Consider the following 15,700-nt stretch of genomic DNA (forward strand, 5'->3'; position numbering starts at 1 on the left):
AGACCATGGCAATCTTTGAAGTATCGAAAAACCGGTTCGTAATCGAAGGACAAGCTGTCGCACACGTCGTGACGGTCGGGGGGGATGGAAAACTCGTCCATACGTATTTTGGCGCACGACTTCCTTATCAGGCAGATTATGCGGCATTGCCGAGTGCCGTCCTCGCCCATAGCTCATTCGAGTCACCGGACGGTGTTGCGACGTACGACTTCATCCCGTTCGGTGAGATGGTCTATACAGAACCGACGTTAAAATCAGAACGGACAGACGGAGCGCGAATCAGTCAGTTTTCATTCGAACAAGCAGAGCTGTCGGATACGGTGCTCACCTTATGGCTCCACGATCCGCTCCAAGACTTGCGTGTCGGAGTACGGTATGAACTTTTTGCGGCATACGATACAATCGGGCGTTCGCTGATCGTCGAAAACGCAGGAGAAAAACCTGTCCGTTTGACGACGGCACAGTCGTTCGCGATGGGACTTTTAAATCGTCCGACGCTCAACTTCCATCATTATGCTGGGACATGGACGGGCGAATTCCAAAAACAAATCACGCCGCTGACAGCAGGACGCAAGACGATTGAAAGCCGTCGTGGTGTGACGAGCCACCAAGCCAATCCTTGGTTCGCACTTGAGCATGACGCAACAGAGACGACGGGCGAAGTCATTTATGGTCACTTGGCCTACTCGGGTAACTGGGCGATTCATGCCGAGCAGGATGCCTTCGGGTTCGTCCAACTATCGGGTGGGATGAACGGATTTGATTTCAGCTGGACGCTTGACGCGGAACAACGTCTGACGACGCCGGTCTTTTATATCGGCTACGCCCCGGACGGCTTTGCCGGAATGAGTGCGCGCGCGCATGACTTCCAGCGTCACATCATCATGCCAGCGTCTGACCGTGAAAACGTTCGGCCGGTCCTCTATAACTCGTGGGAAGCGACGTATTTCGACGTAACGGAACAGGGACAACGGGCACTCGTCGATCAAGCAGCTGATATCGGATGCGAACTATTCGTCGTCGATGACGGCTGGTTCGGTGAACGTCACTCCGATCAAGCGGGCTTAGGGGACTGGGTCGTCAACAAGAAAAAGTTTCCGAACGGTCTGACGCCATTGATTGAGTATGTGAAGGGGAAAAACATGCAGTTTGGTCTTTGGGTCGAGCCGGAGATGGTCAATCCGGACTCCGATTTATATCGCGCACATCCGGACTGGATTTATCATGCTCCGGGCGCTGTCCGGACGACATCGAGAAACCAGTTCGTCTTGAACCTTGGTTTACCAGAAGTCGAACGGTTCGTTTATGACATGATGGATGAATTATTGACGACGCATGAAATCGACTACATCAAGTGGGACATGAACCGGGCGTTTTCTGAGCCGGGCGTCCCGTCGCGAACACCGGACGCGCAACAAGAACTTTGGAAACGCCACGTCGATGCCTTATACCGAATCTTCGACGAGCTACGACTCGGGCATCCGACGGTCGACTTCGAAGCATGTGCCGGTGGCGGAGGTCGGATTGATCTCGGGATTTTAGAGCGGACGGAACAAGTTTGGACGAGTGACAACACGGACCCGCTTGACCGGTTGACGATTCAACATGACTTCTCGTTTGCCTATAATGCGAAGATGATGAGCTGCTGGGTGACGGATGGTCCGAACTGGTTGAACGGGCGGAACTTACCGCTTGCGACGCGGTTCGTCTCTTCGATGCAAGGGACGCTCGGTATCGGTGGAAACTTAAGTGAGTGGACGGCAAGTGAACTCGCGGAAGCAAAAGGATGGATTGAGACATACAAGACGATTCGACCGACAGTTCAGCACGGACGTCAATACCGTATCAGTCCATTCTCACAAACGACAGCGAGCATCATGCAGTATACGTCTGAATCTGAGACGGTCATTTTGGCGGTTGCACCGATGCGTAAGCATGGCATTCACCAGTACAGCTTTAAACTGACGGGATTAGATGCAAATAGACTGTACCAAGTGGAAGATCGCCAGGTGAGCGGTGCTTACTTGATGAACCAAGGACTGAACTTCTCTTATTCGACGGACTATGAAGCACGTTGTTTACGGATTCAACCCATCCATCAATTGAGACAAATTGAGCAAAAGGAGCCGATCGCATGACCGACCAGACGTTAGAACAAATCTTTGAAGAGCAATTCGGTGTACAGGCGACACATCGCTTTTTTGCGCCAGGGCGTATCAATTTGATTGGAGAGCATACGGACTATAACGGAGGTCATGTGTTTCCATGTGCCTTGACGCTTGGGACGCATGCGATTGCCCGAAAACGCGATGATGCAACGTGTCGTTTCTATTCACTCAACTTCGAAGCAGACGGCATCATCGAAGTCGGATTAGACGACTTGACCCATAATCCGCAAGACGGTTGGACGAATTATGCCAAAGGAATGGTGCACGTCCTTCGCGAAGCGGGTTACGCCATCACGTCAGGATTTGATGTTTTAATCAAGGGCGATATTCCGAACGGAGCAGGGTTGTCTTCGTCTGCTTCACTCGAACTCGTCATCGGTGTGATGCTCGAGCGTCTCTATGACTTATCGCTTGACCGGGTCGAACTCGTGAAATTCGGTCAGCAAGTCGAAAATCATTACATCGGCGTCAACAGTGGCATCATGGATCAGTTTGCAATCGGGATGGGACAGGCAGGATCAGGATTACTCCTTGACTGCCAAACGCTTGACTACACGTATGCGCCGCTCGACTTGACGGGTTATACGATCATCATCATGAACACGAACAAGCGGCGGGAACTCGCCGATTCAAAATACAACGAGCGGCGTGCAGAATGTGAACAGGCGCTCGAACAGTTACAGCAAGTCCGTCCGTATGCAACGCTCGGAGATTGGTCGATGGCAGAATTCGAAACCGTCACACTCGACGACGAACGCTTGATGCGTCGGGCACGCCATGCGATTTCTGAAAATGAGCGGACGTTACAAGCCCTAGAAGCACTACAAGCAGGGCAACTCGAGGAATTCGGAGAATTGATGAATGCGTCGCACCGGTCACTCCAACACGATTATGAAGTGACAGGGCAAGAACTCGACGCGTTGGTCGAAGCGGCTTGGGCACAACCGGGTGTCCTTGGGGCACGGATGACAGGAGCCGGCTTTGGTGGCTGTGCGATTGCAATCGTTGAAACGTCAACAGTCGACCGATTCATCGATGCCGTCGGACAGCGCTATGAAAGCCGGATCGGTTATCCGGCAACGTTCTACACGGCGACTGTCGGAGACGGAGCACGTGAAGTCGAACGGGAGGTCATCTAATATGGCCGTACTAGTTGTCGGTGGGGCCGGCTATATCGGCTCCCATGCCGTTTATCAGTTGATTGATGCTGGAAAAGACGTCGTCGTCATTGATCATTTACAGGCAGGTCACAAGAAGGCGGTCCATCCGCAAGCCCGTTTATACGAAGGTGATATTCGCGACCGGTCGTTCCTTGACCATGTCTTTACAGAAGAGACGATTGAACAGGTCGTTCACTTCGCCGCCTTTTCGTTAGTCGGGGAGTCGATGGAACAGCCATTAAAGTATTTCAATAATAATGTCTACGGAACAGAAGTCTTACTCGAAGCAATGGTCGCGCATGACATCAAACAAATCGTCTTCTCCTCGACGGCAGCGACATACGGCGAGCAGGAAACGATGCCGATTCTCGAGACAGCAGTGACGAATCCGACGAATACGTATGGTGAAACGAAATTGATGATGGAGAAGATGATGAAATGGTGCGAACAAGCACATGGTCTTCGTTATGTGGCGTTACGCTACTTCAACGTCGCTGGAGCACGCGCGACAGGAGAAATCGGGGAGGATCACACACCAGAAACTCACCTCGTGCCGCTCGTCCTTGAAGTCGCAAACAATCAGCGGTCTGTCATCTCGATTTATGGGGACGACTACGCGACACCGGACGGGACATGCATCCGGGATTACATTCATGTCGAAGATTTGATTGATGCCCATATTCTCGCACTCGATTACTTACAACAAGGACACGCGAGTGACGTCTTTAACCTCGGTTCGAGCAACGGATTTTCCGTCCGCGAAATCATCGAAGCAGCACGCCGGGTGACAAAACATCCGATTCCGGAACAAGTCGTCGCTAGACGTGCCGGTGATCCGAGTACGTTAATCGCAGGATCAGAAAAAGCAAAACGTGTTCTCGGCTGGTCACCGCGTCGGACGGACATCGACCAAATCATCCGTGATGCCTGGAACTGGCACGAACGCCGTCCGAACGGCTATCAGACAACATAAGAGAGAGAATGGATTGAGGAGAGTGAAGGCGATGAATGAACACATCAAACGATTGATTGAGCAAGCGATTGCTGAACATCTGATTGACGCAGAAGATGAAATCTATGCGCGTAATCGAATTCTTGCGCTTGTCGGTCAGGCGGATTATACCGATCCAGGGACCGTTACAGCGGAACCGATTCCTGACATCCTCGAGGCGCTGGTGGAAGAAATGATCGCGTCCGGACGGCTTGCCGCACGACTCGACGAAAAAGAACGTTTTGCAGCTGAATTAATGGATGTGTTCGTTGATCGTCCTTCGACGATCACGACGACGTTCAATCAGCTTTACAAAGAAAATCCGGTGCAAGCAACGGATTATTTCTATCAACTCAGTCAGGCGAGCAATTATATCCAGACGAAACGGATTGCGAAAAACATCCAGTACAAGGCAGCGACGACTTACGGAGAAATCGATATTACGATCAACTTATCGAAACCGGAAAAAGATCCACGCGAAATTGCGGCAGCTCGGACGGAACCTGTTGCAGCATCGACGTATCCAACGTGTTTGCTTTGTGTCGAGAACGTCGGTTATGCCGGACGCAGCAATCATCCGGCTCGGGCGAACCACCGGATCGTTCCGTTGACACTTCAAGGTGAGGCTTGGGCATTGCAGTATTCGCCATACGTCTACTACAACGAACACAGCATCATTTTGTCGCAGACGCACCGCGACATGGTAATCAACCGCGCCGCCTTTGAACGATTACTTGAATTCGTCGATCAATTCCCGCATTATTTTGCAGGGTCAAATGCTGATTTACCAATCGTCGGCGGTTCGATTTTAACGCATGATCATTATCAAGGCGGACGTTATGAGTTCGCGATGGACCGGGCAACGATCCAAAGCCGGTTCGATTTGCCGCAACAACCGGATGTCAGTGGGCAAACGTTACACTGGCCGCTCAGCGTCATCCGCTTGAGCAGTAAGGATCGTCAGCAGTTACTTGCTGCCGCCGATGATATCTATACGACATGGCTGACCTACAGTGATGCGGACCAAGACATCATCGCGATGACGGACGGCGTCCGCCATAACACCGTGACACCGATCGCCCGGATGCGAAACGGCAGCTATGAACTCGATCTCGTCTTACGAAACAATCGGACCTCTGTCGAACATCCAGATGGCATTTTCCATACGCACGCGGACATCCATCACATCAAACGGGAAAATATCGGCTTGATTGAAGTGATGGGACTTGCCGTCTTACCGGCCCGGTTGCTGGAAGAGCTAAAACAGGTCGAACAGTTCATCGTCGGTGAAACGACGGACGTCTTGCCGGTACACCGGACTTGGGCGGAAGAGTTGAAGCAACAGTACACCGGTCAACCGGTCACATCTTACGTCGAACAAGCCGTGGCTGAGAAATTCGTCCGTGGACTCGAAGACTGCGGTGTCTTCAAACAAACGGAGGCAGGTCAAGCAGGACTTGCCAAATTTTTGCAGACGGTGACACGCCAAGTGGCAGGTGACCGGCGATGACGTACGAGACACATCCAACAGAAGACGCGCGACTCGTGCGGCATCGCCTGATGCAACCGGACATGGAAGTCGAGATTTGGAATTACGGTGGGATCATCAACGACGTCCAGGTCAAAAATCGAACGGGCAAGCTGGAGAGTGTCGTGCTGGGCTTTGATACACTGGCTGCTTACAAAGAACATTCGCCGTATTTCGGAGCAATCGTCGGCCGGGTCGCGGGACGGATTGGGCAAGCCCGTTTTTCAATTGCTGAACAAACTTATCACCTTGCGGCAAATGACGGAACGAATCACTTACATGGCGGCACGCACGGCTTCGATCAAGTCTTCTTTGATGTCATCGAAGCAACGGAACAACTGTTGCACTTACGGACGCTCAGTCCGGATGGTTGCGAAGGGTATCCCGGAAATGTAACCGTGGATGTCATCTACCGGCTAAACGGAACAGCATTGACGTTGTCGATTGAAGCAACGACGGATCAGACGACACCATTGAACGTGACGAATCACACGTACTGGAACCTGTCCGGCAACTTACAACGCGATATTCTGGATCATCAGTTGACGTTACCGAGTTCGACCTATCTACCGCTTGGACCCGATCTGCTACCGACGGGGGAATTCCGTCCGGTCGACGGAACGGTCCTTGATTTTCAGACAGGGCGGTCGATTCGCAGTGGCGCTGAATCGGAAAGTGAAGAGACGGTCAATGCCGGGAATGGTTATGATCATCCGTTCGTCTTAGATGAAGGAGAAGGAAGCGCGCAACTTATTGATCCGGTATCAGGACGAACGTTACAGGTGACGACGAATCAGCCGGTCGTCGTCTTATACACGGGAACACAACTCTTGACCGACTATACGGTTCGTGGTGTTCCGTCCCGTCCGTCGCTCGGTCTTTGTCTTGAGGCACAAGTCCATCCGAATGCTGTCAATGAATCCCGTTTTCCATCGATTCTCGTCGAACCGGGTGCGATGTACCAGTGGGAGACGACATATCGGTTTGGGGTCAGTGATGTAAACTGATTCCAGTAGGAGTCGAGGATGAATGTTTCCGCCCTCCATCAATCAAATGGCCGATGATTCCACTTTTCAGGGAATCATCGGCTATTTCTATGCAACTTCTTATAGGTCAAGATCGTTTAGTGCTTGCTCGAGGATCGCCTTCCGCCCGTGGAAAGCGAAGTCTCGCATGAGAATCAACAAACCGCGAATGATCTTTAGCTTGTCTCCATTTCATGTTGTGTTAATCTCGATGACTCATGCCTCAACCGAGAAACACATATGAACAAAAGGCTGATTGTTCATCAACCGCGACGTAATGAATGCCGTGTCTACGTGAAAACCCGAGTGCTCCGTTTCTTGTTAGAAAACGGAGTCGCTCGGGTTTTCGATTACATCGAGTTCGGACGGATTTCCTGCTCTAAGGCAAGCAAACGGCGTTTCATGTTCAATCCACCCCAGTAGCCGATCAAATCACCATTCTTGCCGACGATCCGGTGACAGGGGATGACCAACAGCAACCGGTTTTTCCCGATTGCCGTCCCAACGGCTCGGATGGCACGAGGGCGTGCGACGGCCGCTGCAATCTCGGAATACGTTGCCGTGCTTCCGTATGGGACAGCTTGCAAGGCTTGCCAGACATCAAGCTGGAACGGTGTCCCGATTGGATGAAGCGGCAGTGTAAAGGCCGTCTGCTCTCCCTGCAAATAACCGAGCAGTTGCTCCCGATACGGGTTGATTCTTGAATCGTCAATTAGGACTTCAGCCCGCGGGAGGTACTTTCGTTTCCAGTCCTCAAACAGTTCGGACGGTTCGTCAAACGCACCGACATAACAGAGACCGTCTGGCGTCGCGGCAATCGGAAAGCAATGGTGCTCCCATTCGAGTTTCGTGAAGTAAAGTTCCATCGGGCGTTGCTCCTTCAAAAACAAGTAGTATGGTTACGTGTTCGAGAAGACGGCTTGCTGGCGTGGTGGAAGGTGGATTGCTTGCCCGACCAGTGCTTCGAGTGCTTCCGTCAACGCTTCGTTGCGACTCGGGTGTGCTTGGACCGGAAAACGTAAATCCTCTTGTTTTGCGGCCATTTCCAGTGCAAGCGCAAACGTACCGGCGAGTTCCAGGGCACCGTCCCCGATCATATGAATGCCTAAAATCAGTGATGTCTTTGCGTCCGAGACGACCTTGATGAAGCCACTGCCCGCATCGATGCTACTCGCTCCGTTTGCCGTCAATGGGAACTGTCCGACTTGCACCGTGTGACCGGCGTCGGTCGCCGCTTGTTCCGTCAAGCCGATGGAAGCGATTGGTGGAAGTGAGCGGACGATCGTCGGGAAGTAAGGAATCATCGTATCAGGTGAAGCGCCACCGAGATGTTCCGCCGTCCGTTTTGCTTCATGGATCGCCCGCGTCGCGAGTTGCGGACCCGGTGTGACGTCTCCAATCGCATAAATATGGGGGAAGTTTGTTCGACCAAGCGCATCTACGACAAGTGTTGCATCCTCGTTTAACGTCAGACCAAGCCGGTCGACACCTAAATCAAGTGTATTCGCCACGCGTGGCAACGAGTGGAAGAGGTAACTGGCCTGGACCGTTTTTTCTTGTTCCGCCTTGACGATTGTGACGTCGACATGCGTATCCGTCGGTGTTATCGTCGTCACGGTGCCGCTGACAAGTGTGATTTTTTGTTTTTTGAATGTCCGCTTTAATTCTTTTTCGAGACTCATGTCGAGCCCGAAGCCGTCAGCGATCAACGTCACGTCTGTCCCGAGTGCTTGAAAACTCATCGCCGCTTCAATCGCGATGTAATCGTTCCCGATGATGATCAGGCTCTCCGGTAACTCCTGTAATTGATACAGTTGTTCCGCGTTCAAGAGAACGGATGATTCTTCCCGGATGCTGTGGCTGCCGGTTGCGATGACGACATCTTGAAAACGATACGTATCGAACTGATGTCCTTGTTCGACACCGATCCGGTCGTTTGAGAGGAAGGACGCAGACCCGGTCACGTATTCAATATCGTTTGCTTTACAAAGCGCTTCGACGCCTTGGCGCAGCTTCGTCACGACGTGATCCCGGTAGTTCGCTAACTGGCTGAAGTCATGCGTCGTGTCGACGGAAAAGCCGAGTGCCGACAAGTGTGAGAGACGTGTCCGCTCCTGCGCGGCATGCGCCAATACTTTCGACGGAATACATCCGACGTTCAAGCATGTTCCGCCAAGCCGTTCCCGTTCAATCAATGTGACGTCGCGTCCAAGCTGTTTCGCCCGAATCGCAGCTGTGTAACCAGCCGGGCCACCGCCGAGAATGATAAGGTCACGCTCTTGTGTCAGTTCTCCTACGACCATTTAAATCAACTCCATTAATAAAGTAGTCGGTTGTTCAATCAGACCGGCGAAGCGATTCGTGAAGGCGACGGCCGTCGCTCCGTCCGCGACGCGGTGATCAAACGACATCGAGACGTTCATCATCGAGCGGACGACGATTTGATCGTTTTCATCGACGCAAGCTCGTTTTTTTGTTTTATGAAAAGCGATCAGGGCGGTCTCCGGGTAGTTGATGATGGGCGTCGCACCGGTACTGCCGAGCGGTCCGACATTACTCATCGTGAACGTGCTCGCTTTTAAGTCGCCCGCCCGCAACTCGTTTGTTTTCGCCCGTGTCTGCAGTCCGGCGAGTTGTTCATGTAACACGCGGAGTGAGAGCTGGTCGGCTTGACGGACGACAGGGACGATTAAGCCGTCTTCCGTTTCCGTCGCGATGCCGATATGGTACTCCTGCTCTAAAATGATTTGATCATTGGCTTCATCCAGTTTGGCATTGAAGACCGGGAAGTCTTTTAAGGCAACGACAAGTGCCTTGACGAAGAAGGCATTGACACTGATCGGTGTCCCGTTCGCTTTTAGTTCTGCCCGCAGTACGAGGAGACGTGTCATGTCGATTTCTTCAAAGTGCGTGACATGAGGAATCGTAAAGAGCGATTGCGTCATCTTCTTCGCAATCTGTTTGCGGATTCCACGAAACGGTAAAGTCACCGGATTAGCTGGAGAATGTCCTGTTTCAGGAGCTGCTTTGACTTCGGGTGTTTCCGTTTCCGTTTTCGGTGATACGGGTTCTGGCTGGGCGACGAACTGCAAAACATCTTCTTCCGAAACGCGTCCGGATGGGTCCGATGCAGGTACTTGTTCGATATCAATTCCGTGATCGCGAGCGATTTTTCGTGTGTACGGTGTCGCGAGGACACGGCGCGTCTGTACGGCAAGCGGTGTTCGCGCGTTCACGACAGGACGCGATGACTCGGTGACGGTTTCAGGTGTTGCCGCTTCCTCGTCACCGGATTCAATCAGAAGGAGCGTCGTTCCGACCGTGACAGTCTGTCCAATCGGAATTAAGATGTCCTTGATGACGCCGGAAACCGGTGCCGGCAGTTCAGCGACCATCTTATCGGTCGATACTTCGACAACCGGTTGATCAAGTGTCACATGATCGCCGATCTTGACGAGGTAATGGGCGATTTCGCCTTCCGTCATGCCTTCTCCGACATCATGTAGTTTCACTTCAGTCATAAACTCAGCTCCTTAGAAGTCGACCGTCCGCGTAATCGCTTCAAGTACGCGGGCAGGTGTCGGAATATAGTGATCCTCTAGTGCGAACAACGGGACCGGGACATCAAATCCGGTCACACGGGCGATTGGTGCCCGCAAGTAGAGGAAGGATGTGTCATTAATCAAAGCAATCAAGTCTGTCCCGAGACCGCCCATCGCATGGGCCTCGTGGATGATGACGACACGTCCTGTTTTTTGGACGGAGGCGGCGATTGTCTCTTGATCGAGCGGATAGAGTGTCCGCAGGTCGAGCACTTCACAGGAGAGCCCTTGTTTTTCTGCCTGTGCGGCTGCTTTTTGAGCGACTTGTACCATGCCCCCCCAAGCAATCAACGTGACATCTGCCCCTTCCGAGACGATGTGCGCTTTACCGATTTCAATCGTATAGGCTTCGTTTGGAACGGGTTCCTTGAAAGCGCGATAGCTCCGCATCGATTCGAGGAACAAGACGGGGTCGGGGTCATCGATTGCAGCAAGTAACAGTCCTTTGGCGTCGTAAGGCGTCGCAGGACAGACGACCTTGAGTCCGGGCATCGAGGTGAATAAACTTTCCGTGCTGTCCGAATGGATTTCCGGGGCGCGGATGCCGGCACCATACGGCGCACGGATGACCATCGGTACGCTGTAGCGTCCCATCGTCCGCATCCGGATACGCGAGACGTGGGTCATGATTTGTTCATAAGCCGGATAAATGAATCCGAGAAATTGAATTTCGACGATCGGTTTAAAGCCATTGACGGCAAGTCCGACCGAGGTCCCGACAATCCCCGCTTCACTGAGTGGGGTGTCGATGACACGGTCTTCGCCGAATTCAGCTTGCAGTCCGTCCGTTGCCCGGAAGACACCGCCGTTTTTCCCGACATCTTCGCCGAGGACAAGCGTCGTGTCATCGGTCGCTAATTTAATTCGTAATGCATCCGTGACGGCTTGGATGAGTGTCATATCGGTTTGCTGATTGATTGGTGTCGCCATGTTAGTTCCCCCTCGCAGTCAGGTAATCGGCTTTTTGACGCGCGACGTCTGCTGGCAACGTCGCATAGGTATGATCGAAGAGGTCATCGATTGCCGGTGGCTTGAAGGCTTCCATCGCTTTGACGGCCTCCTCGACCTCCATTTGATGGCGTGCCCGGATTGCATCGATTTCCGTGTCGTCGTAAAACCCTTGTTCACGCATGAATTGTTCGAGGCGCGTGAGCGGATCGACACGGTCGCGCGACCGTTCTTGATCGCGGTACTTCGACGGGTCGTCCGCTGTCGTATGGGCACCGAACCGCCATGTGACGGCCTCAATCAATGTCGGTCCCTGACCGTTCCGTGCGCGGGCGACAGCTTCTTGCATCGTGAAGTAGACGGCAAAGGCATCGTTTCCATCAATCCGGACGCTCGGCATGCCGTAAGCGAGTGCTTTTTGGGCGATGGTCTCCGAGTGCATCTGCTTTTGGATCGGGACAGAAATCGCATAACCGTTATTTTGGTTGAACAGAATGACCGGTGCCTGGAAGACACTCGCGAAGTTCATCCCTTCATGGAAGTCACCTTCAGATGTCGCCCCGTCTCCGAAATAGGCAACGGAGACGGCAGTCGTTCCTTTTCGTTTTTCCGCCCATGCGGCACCGACCGCGTGGGGGATTTGTGTGGCAATCGGAACGGCAGGCGGGAAGATATGCAAGTCATCCGTCGGAACACACCCCTCGACCCGTCCATTCCAGTAAAGGAGTGTCCGTACCATATCGGCACCGAACGTCAACGTCGCCCCGTGATCACGGTACGTCGGGAAAATCCAGTCCGTATCGTTTAATGCCAGGGCACTGCCGACTTGAGCCGCTTCCTGTCCTTCAAACGGGGCATAGGTTCCGAGTCGTCCTTGGCGTTGCAAGTTGATTGCTTTTCGATCGAATGTCCGAATCCGGTTCATATGCGTGAATAACTGTAACGCTAGTTCTTTCGTCAATGCGTCTCGTTTCGTCTCGTCGACGATTTGACCGGCATCGTCGATGATGCGTTGAATCGGGAATTGTGATTCCATCTCGTCCACCTCCATCAAGATTGATTGCGAATGTTCCACTTCGGTTTTGTTGTATTCGTGAAGATGTTATTGTGACGGGCGCGGACGTGAATCCGTTTGTCACACATCCGGTTTGCGGCTTCGAGTGTCGTGATCGACTCGGCATGGGATTGTCCGAATACTTCGAGGACGGCATCGTAAATGTGGCGCGTTTTCAGGAGGACCCGTTCATGATTGGCTCCGTACAGTTCATCTGCGACTTGAATCAGACCACCGCCATTGACGATGTAATCAGGAGCATAAAGGATGCCACGTTGCATCAATGCTTCAGCGAGCGAATCGTCTGCAAGCTGATTGTTGGCTGAACCGCAGATTGCCTTACATGGAAGACTTGCGATGTTATCGGCACGGATGACACCACCGTAGGCACAAGGGACGAAGACATCGGCATCCGTCAGGTGAATCTCGTGTGGGGCAACGACATGAACCGTTCCCGGTGTCATCTCGGCTTCTTTAACGATCGAGGCGAGTGCTACTTCGTTAATGTCTGAGACGTACAAATTGGCACCTGCATGTAAAAGTTGCTCTGCGACCTTATAACCGACTTTTCCAAGTCCTTGGACGGCATAAGAGGCACGACTCAAGTCGTCAGATCCGAACAAACTTTCAATCGTTGCACGTAATCCGTTGATGACCCCTTCAGCAGTCGGAATCGACGAATCACCACTCCCGCCAAAGGCTTCCGGGATACCGACGATCCGTGAGGTTTCGCGACTCGCATGGACGAAGTCGTCCATCGTCGTCCCCATGTCTGTCCCTGTATAAAAACGTCCGCCTAACGAATCGACGAATCGACCGAACGCACGAAACATTTCCGGTGTTTTGTCCGTTGCCGGATTGCCGATGATGACGGCTTTTCCTCCGCCGAAGTCGACGTCGGCAGCGGCACATTTATAGGTCATGCCACGTGACAGACGCAGGACATCGTCGAGCGCTTCATCGACGCTTGCGTATGGCGCCATACGACAACCGCCAAGTGCCGGACCAAGTGTCGTATCGTGAATCGCGATGATGGCTTGAAGTCCCGAAATCGGATCGTTACAAAAGACGACCTGCTCGTGTCCTGCGATTTTTTCCATGATTGATAATGATGCGTTTGTAGATGGATTGATCATATTCATATCAAAGCCTCCTTGAGTTTCTAAGTAAGCGCTTTCATTTTTTGGTTTAAAAAACGTGTGTCGTCAACTTTTTTTCAATCAATCGTTTATCCAAAATGATTTGTGTGACTTCGCCGACGCCGATCAACCCATGTTCGTTCGTGACGTCGATTTTTGTCCGGACGCGGTTGTCCCGCAGTTCCGTCACCGTCGCTATGATAGTGACGTTCGACCCGAGTGGTGCCATATTCAAATGTTTTACGTTGACTGCTCCCCCGACGCCTTCTTCGAACGATTCCAGATAAGGGAGGATGATTTTGCGGGCGGCCCACTCCATATGATAGACCATCGACACGGTGGAGTAGGCGGGATGGACGACGGTTCCGTCAAACTGTGCGAACATCTCTTCCGTGACGGTCGTTTCGACACGTGCCGTCTGACCAAGGGCTAAACCAGGTTTCATAGAATCCTCCTTTACCTTCAAAACATATCTGTTTCTCTCCAGGTGGTCTTACCAAAAATAGTATAACACTTGTCACACGATATTTTATCAATCAGTTACAAAATGAGCAAACCATTTCAGAAATTTTTTCCAAACAGTAGTATGTTATGCCGTTTTAGGATGGTGAAAAGACCTTAAATCCGAAAAAGGACGAAGAATAGATTAATTGACGAAAGATATGGGAGCTTTTAACAAAATGAATCATTGACAACATTGTGAACGTATCGTAGGTTTAACATATAACTAAATTTAAACGAGCGTATTTTTATTGTGTTAAATGAATGAGGAGGTGCACGATGTTCTATGATGAGGCACTTGAGACGATGACGCATGAAACACGACAACAACTGCAACTCAATCGTTTACGTGAAACGGTCCGGTATGCGATGGAACGTGTTCCATTTTATCGGAAACGTTTTGAGGAAGCCGGGCTTGATGCTGTTGCCTTTGATCAGCTAGAAGATATTCAAAAACTTCCGTTCACCCGAAAAAGTGATTTACGTGAGAACTATCCATTCGGACTGTTTGCCGTCAAACAAGAAGAGGTGGCGCGAATTCACGCCTCATCCGGAACGAGCGGCAAGGCGACGGTCGTCGGGTACACGCAGGAAGATTTGGACGACTGGGCAGGTGCCGTCGCACGTGGTCTCGTCATGGCAGGTGCAAAACGGACGGATTTGTTGCATAACGCGTATGGGTATGGACTGTTCACGGGTGGTCTCGGTTTACATGCCGGAGCAGAAAAACTCGGAATGACGGTCGTTCCTGTATCCGGCGGGAATACGGATCGGCAAATCACATTGATCGAAGACTTCAAACCGGCAGGGATTTGCGGGACACCTTCTTATGTGCTGCGCCTCGCAGAACGGATGGAAGAGCGGGGAATCAATCCTCGGACAACGGGCTTACGTTATGGAATTTTCGGAGCTGAACCGTGGTCGGAAGAAATGCGTCGGACGCTCGAGAAAAAATTGAATATTACTGCACTTGATATTTACGGACTGAGCGAAATCATGGGTCCGGGCGTCGCAATCGAATGTCCAGCGCAACAGGGATTACACATCATGGATGACTTGTTCATCACGGAAGTCATTGATCCGAGCACGGGGGAACCGTTACCAGAAGGGATGGTCGGGGAACTCGTTTTTACAAGTTTAAAAAAGAAAGCGCTTCCAATCATTCGCTACCGGACGGGGGACCTCGCTTCGATTACACGTGAAACATGCGCTTGCGGTCGAACGACGACCCGGATGTCCCGGATTACGGGACGGACGGACGACATGATGATCATCCGCGGTGTCAACGTCTTCCCGTCGGAGATTGAACGTGTCCTATTGAAACAAGATGGTGTCACACCACATTATCAAATTCATCTCGTCAAACGACATGGACTTGATGCGATCGAGTTACACGTCGAGCTCGAAGAACAGACGCAGCAAGAAGCGGTCATGCGAACCGTCTGTGAAGCCATCAAATCAGAATGCCTGATTTCGATTGAGATGATCTGTCACCCGCGGTATGGCGTCACCCGTTCAGAAGGAAAAGCAGAGCGGATTGTCGATCGTCGGACCGAAACGTCGGATAAAGAACCTGTTTAAGAC

At 52.0% G+C, this 15,700-nt stretch carries 13 protein-coding genes; 6 read left to right on the forward strand and 7 right to left on the reverse strand.

The window, feature by feature from the left end:
* The first annotated feature begins 5 nt into the window (after positions 1 to 5).
* The 5 genes from P403_RS0110125 to P403_RS0110145 are packed head-to-tail and all read left to right on the forward strand — an operon-like array spanning position 6 to position 6,854.
* A complete protein-coding gene (locus P403_RS0110125) occupies positions 6 to 2,138 on the forward strand; it encodes an alpha-galactosidase (protein ID WP_029332524.1) in 2,133 nt (710 codons plus the stop codon).
* Positions 2,135 to 3,307 carry a galactokinase gene (locus tag P403_RS0110130; protein WP_029332525.1) on the forward strand — a complete coding sequence of 391 codons (1,173 nt, stop codon included), beginning with the start codon at positions 2,135 to 2,137 and terminating at the stop codon, positions 3,305 to 3,307. The genes P403_RS0110125 and P403_RS0110130 overlap by 4 nt, the downstream gene beginning before the upstream one ends.
* Position 3,308: 1 nt before the next feature.
* Positions 3,309 to 4,301 (forward strand): UDP-glucose 4-epimerase GalE, encoded by a 993-nt coding sequence (galE, locus tag P403_RS0110135; protein ID WP_029332526.1) that lies wholly within the window; start codon positions 3,309 to 3,311, stop codon positions 4,299 to 4,301.
* A 31-nt stretch (positions 4,302 to 4,332) separates the two neighbouring features.
* Positions 4,333 to 5,829: a UDP-glucose--hexose-1-phosphate uridylyltransferase gene (gene galT, locus P403_RS0110140; protein WP_029332527.1), complete on the forward strand. Its 1,497-nt coding sequence runs from the start codon at positions 4,333 to 4,335 to the stop codon at positions 5,827 to 5,829.
* Positions 5,826 to 6,854 carry an aldose epimerase family protein gene (locus P403_RS0110145; protein ID WP_029332528.1) on the forward strand — a complete coding sequence of 343 codons (1,029 nt, stop codon included), beginning with the start codon at positions 5,826 to 5,828 and terminating at the stop codon, positions 6,852 to 6,854. Before galT ends, P403_RS0110145 begins: the two co-directional genes overlap by 4 nt.
* Before the next feature lie 368 nt (positions 6,855 to 7,222).
* Here P403_RS0110145 and P403_RS0110150 read toward each other — a convergent pair whose 3' ends face one another.
* From P403_RS0110150 to P403_RS0110180, 7 genes are read right to left on the reverse strand one after another with little or no spacing between them, the layout of a single operon-like run.
* Entirely contained in the window at positions 7,223 to 7,738 is a 516-nt protein-coding gene (locus P403_RS0110150) for a methylated-DNA--[protein]-cysteine S-methyltransferase (RefSeq protein WP_029332529.1), read from the reverse strand.
* Between the two features lie 33 nt (positions 7,739 to 7,771).
* Entirely contained in the window at positions 7,772 to 9,175 is a 1,404-nt protein-coding gene (locus P403_RS0110155) for a dihydrolipoyl dehydrogenase family protein (RefSeq protein ID WP_029332530.1), read from the reverse strand.
* Complete coding sequence (locus P403_RS0110160) at positions 9,176 to 10,393, reverse strand: dihydrolipoamide acetyltransferase family protein (RefSeq protein ID WP_029332531.1); 1,218 nt, start codon at positions 10,391 to 10,393, stop codon at positions 9,176 to 9,178.
* Between the two features lie 12 nt (positions 10,394 to 10,405).
* Positions 10,406 to 11,404 (reverse strand): alpha-ketoacid dehydrogenase subunit beta, encoded by a 999-nt coding sequence (locus tag P403_RS0110165; protein ID WP_029332532.1) that lies wholly within the window; start codon positions 11,402 to 11,404, stop codon positions 10,406 to 10,408.
* A 1-nt stretch (position 11,405) separates the two neighbouring features.
* Positions 11,406 to 12,458 carry a pyruvate dehydrogenase (acetyl-transferring) E1 component subunit alpha gene (gene pdhA / locus P403_RS0110170; protein ID WP_029332533.1) on the reverse strand — a complete coding sequence of 351 codons (1,053 nt, stop codon included), beginning with the start codon at positions 12,456 to 12,458 and terminating at the stop codon, positions 11,406 to 11,408.
* Between the two features lie 14 nt (positions 12,459 to 12,472).
* Positions 12,473 to 13,618: a Leu/Phe/Val dehydrogenase gene (locus P403_RS0110175; RefSeq protein ID WP_029332534.1), complete on the reverse strand. Its 1,146-nt coding sequence runs from the start codon at positions 13,616 to 13,618 to the stop codon at positions 12,473 to 12,475.
* Between the two features lie 46 nt (positions 13,619 to 13,664).
* Positions 13,665 to 14,060 carry a thioesterase family protein gene (locus tag P403_RS0110180; RefSeq protein ID WP_029332535.1) on the reverse strand — a complete coding sequence of 132 codons (396 nt, stop codon included), beginning with the start codon at positions 14,058 to 14,060 and terminating at the stop codon, positions 13,665 to 13,667.
* Positions 14,061 to 14,395: 335 nt separating this feature from the next.
* On the opposite strand from P403_RS0110180, the gene P403_RS0110185 reads away from it, so the two are divergent.
* Positions 14,396 to 15,697 carry a phenylacetate--CoA ligase family protein gene (locus P403_RS0110185; protein WP_029332536.1) on the forward strand — a complete coding sequence of 434 codons (1,302 nt, stop codon included), beginning with the start codon at positions 14,396 to 14,398 and terminating at the stop codon, positions 15,695 to 15,697.
* Positions 15,698 to 15,700 lie beyond the last annotated feature (3 nt).

It is taken from the genome of Exiguobacterium oxidotolerans JCM 12280 (assembly GCF_000702625.1).
GTDB lineage: Bacteria > Bacillota > Bacilli > Exiguobacteriales > Exiguobacteriaceae > Exiguobacterium_A > Exiguobacterium_A oxidotolerans.

What these genes read in the sequence shown, in the direction of transcription:
- P403_RS0110125 (WP_029332524.1), top strand. Translation starts at nt 6, where the DNA reads ATGGCAATCTTTGAAGTATCGAAAAACCGGTTCGTAATCGAAGGACAA.
- P403_RS0110160 (WP_029332531.1), bottom strand. Translation starts at nt 10,393, where the DNA reads ATGACTGAAGTGAAACTACATGATGTCGGAGAAGGCATGACGGAAGGC.
- P403_RS0110185 (WP_029332536.1), top strand. Translation starts at nt 14,396, where the DNA reads ATGTTCTATGATGAGGCACTTGAGACGATGACGCATGAAACACGACAA.
- galE (WP_029332526.1), top strand. Translation starts at nt 3,309, where the DNA reads ATGGCCGTACTAGTTGTCGGTGGGGCCGGCTATATCGGCTCCCATGCC.
- P403_RS0110165 (WP_029332532.1), bottom strand. Translation starts at nt 11,404, where the DNA reads ATGGCGACACCAATCAATCAGCAAACCGATATGACACTCATCCAAGCC.
- galT (WP_029332527.1), top strand. Translation starts at nt 4,333, where the DNA reads ATGAATGAACACATCAAACGATTGATTGAGCAAGCGATTGCTGAACAT.
- P403_RS0110150 (WP_029332529.1), bottom strand. Translation starts at nt 7,738, where the DNA reads ATGGAACTTTACTTCACGAAACTCGAATGGGAGCACCATTGCTTTCCG.
- P403_RS0110145 (WP_029332528.1), top strand. Translation starts at nt 5,826, where the DNA reads ATGACGTACGAGACACATCCAACAGAAGACGCGCGACTCGTGCGGCAT.
- P403_RS0110180 (WP_029332535.1), bottom strand. Translation starts at nt 14,060, where the DNA reads ATGAAACCTGGTTTAGCCCTTGGTCAGACGGCACGTGTCGAAACGACC.
- P403_RS0110155 (WP_029332530.1), bottom strand. Translation starts at nt 9,175, where the DNA reads ATGGTCGTAGGAGAACTGACACAAGAGCGTGACCTTATCATTCTCGGC.
- P403_RS0110175 (WP_029332534.1), bottom strand. Translation starts at nt 13,618, where the DNA reads ATGAATATGATCAATCCATCTACAAACGCATCATTATCAATCATGGAA.
- pdhA (WP_029332533.1), bottom strand. Translation starts at nt 12,458, where the DNA reads ATGGAATCACAATTCCCGATTCAACGCATCATCGACGATGCCGGTCAA.
- P403_RS0110130 (WP_029332525.1), top strand. Translation starts at nt 2,135, where the DNA reads ATGACCGACCAGACGTTAGAACAAATCTTTGAAGAGCAATTCGGTGTA.